Origin of the sequence: Maritalea sp. (assembly GCF_051251695.1) — a bacterium.
Lineage (GTDB): Bacteria > Pseudomonadota > Alphaproteobacteria > Rhizobiales > Devosiaceae > Maritalea.
Window position 1 is genome coordinate 1 of sequence record NZ_JBPOEU010000077.1, and the last position, 2,822, is coordinate 2,822.

The following is a 2,822-nucleotide window of genomic DNA, read 5'->3' on the forward strand; positions in this document are numbered from 1 at the left end:
TCGGCTTACGTCGCCACACGGCGCTCAACAGGACCTGCAAAGCGAGGTCGGTTGTCATGCGCGATTGCATGGACCATGGATTCAATACAAGAGGACCACGCGCACAAAAGGAAGAGGGCAACGGTCTGCAAAGCCAAGAGACACGCTGTCGAGAATTTGCGGCAAGCCAAGGCTATGCCGTCACTGCGGTGTTCCCTGACACGATTTCAGGCGGCGGTGATTTCATGAAAAGGCCGGGCATGGTTGCGCTTTTGTCGTTTCTAGATGCCCAGCCTGACACACGGTTCACGGTGATCTTTGATGACCTCAAACGCTTTGCCCGCGACACCCGTTTTCACCTTGATCTGCGCGAAGCATTCCGCGCACGCGGTGCGTCGATTGAATGTTTGAACTTCAAGTTCGATGAATGCTGCTGAGATTGGCATTTACAGGCCGATTTGACTACCATCGAAATGGAGGCGCTAGAACACCAAAAATAGCCTTACTGTTCAAGGCTTTAGGGGTGTTTCAGTATGGTGAAAATACAAATGGTGCAGTTAGAGAGAGATAGTTTGAACTCTCTCTTTGATACCCTTCTCGAATGGGAAACCCATCTCGCACAACATGATCCAAGTGATCTGAGGTGTGGCGATGAGCACAACAGACAATAAATTCAATGCTATAGCGAAAAAGCGGGCAAAGAAGAAACCTGCGCCGTTTTCGTTGTGCCTGACGTTTGATGAACGCACCCGCCTTGAGGAACTGGCTGGAGACGAGCCCTTAGGCAGTTATATCAAGCGCCAGGTCTTTGATGGGCAAGGTACGTCCAACAAGCGGGCGCGTTCAAAACTACGACGCCCCATCAAGGACGATGCCAGTCTGGCAAAGCTGCTTGCTTTGCTCGGAGGTTCACGCATAGCCAATAACCTCAACCAGCTAGCCAAGGCCGTGAATATTGGCTCTTTGCCCGTTGTAGAAGAAACCGAGAAAGATATTTGTCGCGCATGCGCGGATATTGCTGCGATGCGGGAGACGCTTTTGCGGGCGTTGGGCAATCGCAGTGATTTAGGTTCGTCATGATCCTGAAAGCCTCTCAGCGCGGCGGTGCAAAGCAGCTCGGGCTTCATCTTTTGAAGACCGCCGAGAATGAGCACGTCGAAATCCACGATGTCAGGGGCTTCATGACTGATGATGTCGTCGGTGCGCTGCGTGAGGCTGAAGCTGTATCAAAAGGCTCGAAGTGCAGGCAGTTTCTGTTTTCAGTCTCGCTTAATCCACCTGAGACCGAATCCGTCCGTATCGAGACTTTTGAACAAGCCATTGCCGCGATTGAAGAAAAGCACGGCCTTACCGATCAACCCCGCGTTGTTGTTTTTCATGAGAAGGAAGGGCGGCGGCACTGCCATGCCGTGTGGAGCCGTATCGACGCCGAAACCATGACAGCAAAGCCGCTACCGTTCTTCAAGAGCAAGCTGATGGAGGTTTCAAAGCAGCTCTATCTTGAGCATGGCTGGCAGATGCCCAAAGGCCTCGCCAACGCAAAGGACCGCGATCCGCACAACTTTACCCTGGCCGAATGGCAGCAAGCCAAGCGGATCGAACGGCACGCCGGAGGACTCAAGGCTGATATTCAAGAGGCTTGGGCGATCTCTGACAGCCGCAACAGCTTTTCGTATGCGCTGGAAGAACGCGGCTTATTTCTCGCACGTGGTGATCGGCGTGGTCATGTCGCGGTGACATTTGAGGGCGAAGTGATCTCGGTCCCGCGTGCCATCGGCAAGAAGTCCAAAGATATAACAGAGCGCCTTGGTAAGCCGAAGGAACTCAAAAGCGTCAGCGAAAACTTAGGGCGGGAAGCAGACTTTCGCTGCGCCGTGTACCAACGGCAGCTATGCGATTGTGTGTGACAGAATCCAATCGCAGACCTGCACAGAGCTGGCTTTTGCTCACCCGTCTTAGCTGAAATGTAACGTAGAATCTCGGGGGGCTGATGTTACTCCGCCCTGCCGAAGGTCTGAGCTTACTGTAAACCTACAACTTCCTATAGGTTGTTCCATTCCCGCGACCGTGGAAAGTTTTACTTGATCTTTTATGATCCCGTTTTGGATTCCAACAGTACGACTTAGGAGACTTTTTCATGAAACTTTACACAATGGCAGCCTTGGCTGTAGCCACACTTCCACTGGCCGCCTGCCTTGGCAGCGAAGACAGTTCACTTCCGGACAGTTATGACGAGGCGTCCGATATTTACGACGCGGCAGAGAACGATGAGCTTACAGAAGCCTCCGACGAGCTAATGAGCGGGACGGCCACGCTTTCTGGTGCAATCGGTATTTCCGATATTGGTGACGATGAAGATCTCGAAGCGATTGGTGAGTTGTCTCTGACAGCAGACTTTACAAACGGTGAAGTGACTGGGTCGGCGTATAGTTTCGGAATCTATGACGGGGATGGCGAGCTTGATACCTCGCTGACGGGATCACTGGACATCGACGGTGATATTTCGGGCACTTCCATGACTGCTGATCTGACAGGTACTCTGAGTGATGATGAAGAGCATGACATCGACATGGACATGGAAGGCACCTTTTACGAGTATGACGGCGCGCTTGCTGTTGCTGGCGACCTCAGTGGTACAATTGACGACGAAGAGTACGAGGGCGGCTTTGCTGCACTTGAAGACTGACCTTATTTAACGAGTGAATGGGTTCAAAGTGCTGCGGGGAAACTCGCAGCACGCATCTTTATAACTTGAGATCGGTGTGTCATATGAGGCGTCCTTTTCGCTTGCGGCGGGTCTGCGCCCTAATATTGGTGTGCATGAGCATCGGTATCGGTGCGCA

General features: G+C 52.5%; 4 protein-coding genes. All 4 read left to right on the forward strand.

Annotation, left to right across the window (positions count from 1 at the left end):
- Positions 1 to 416: recombinase family protein (locus tag ACSHWX_RS18060; protein ID WP_435669600.1), on the forward strand; the 416-nt coding region annotated here is incomplete at its 5' end.
- A 214-nt stretch (positions 417 to 630) separates the two neighbouring features.
- Positions 631 to 1,059 carry a plasmid mobilization relaxosome protein MobC gene (mobC, locus tag ACSHWX_RS18065; RefSeq protein WP_435669601.1) on the forward strand — a complete coding sequence of 143 codons (429 nt, stop codon included), beginning with the start codon at positions 631 to 633 and terminating at the stop codon, positions 1,057 to 1,059.
- On the forward strand, positions 1,056 to 1,886 hold the full coding sequence (locus tag ACSHWX_RS18070; protein WP_435669602.1) for a relaxase/mobilization nuclease domain-containing protein: 831 nt from the start codon (positions 1,056 to 1,058) through the stop codon (positions 1,884 to 1,886). Before mobC ends, ACSHWX_RS18070 begins: the two co-directional genes overlap by 4 nt.
- Positions 1,887 to 2,116: 230 nt before the next feature.
- A complete protein-coding gene (locus ACSHWX_RS18075; protein ID WP_435669603.1) occupies positions 2,117 to 2,665 on the forward strand; it encodes a hypothetical protein in 549 nt (182 codons plus the stop codon).
- Positions 2,666 to 2,822: the final 157 nt, after the last annotated feature.

Excerpts from the sequence above, each read along its gene's own strand:
- mobC (WP_435669601.1), top strand. The coding sequence starts at position 631 with ATGAGCACAACAGACAATAAATTCAATGCTATAGCGAAAAAGCGGGCA.
- ACSHWX_RS18070 (WP_435669602.1), top strand. The coding sequence starts at position 1,056 with ATGATCCTGAAAGCCTCTCAGCGCGGCGGTGCAAAGCAGCTCGGGCTT.
- ACSHWX_RS18075 (WP_435669603.1), top strand. The coding sequence starts at position 2,117 with ATGAAACTTTACACAATGGCAGCCTTGGCTGTAGCCACACTTCCACTG.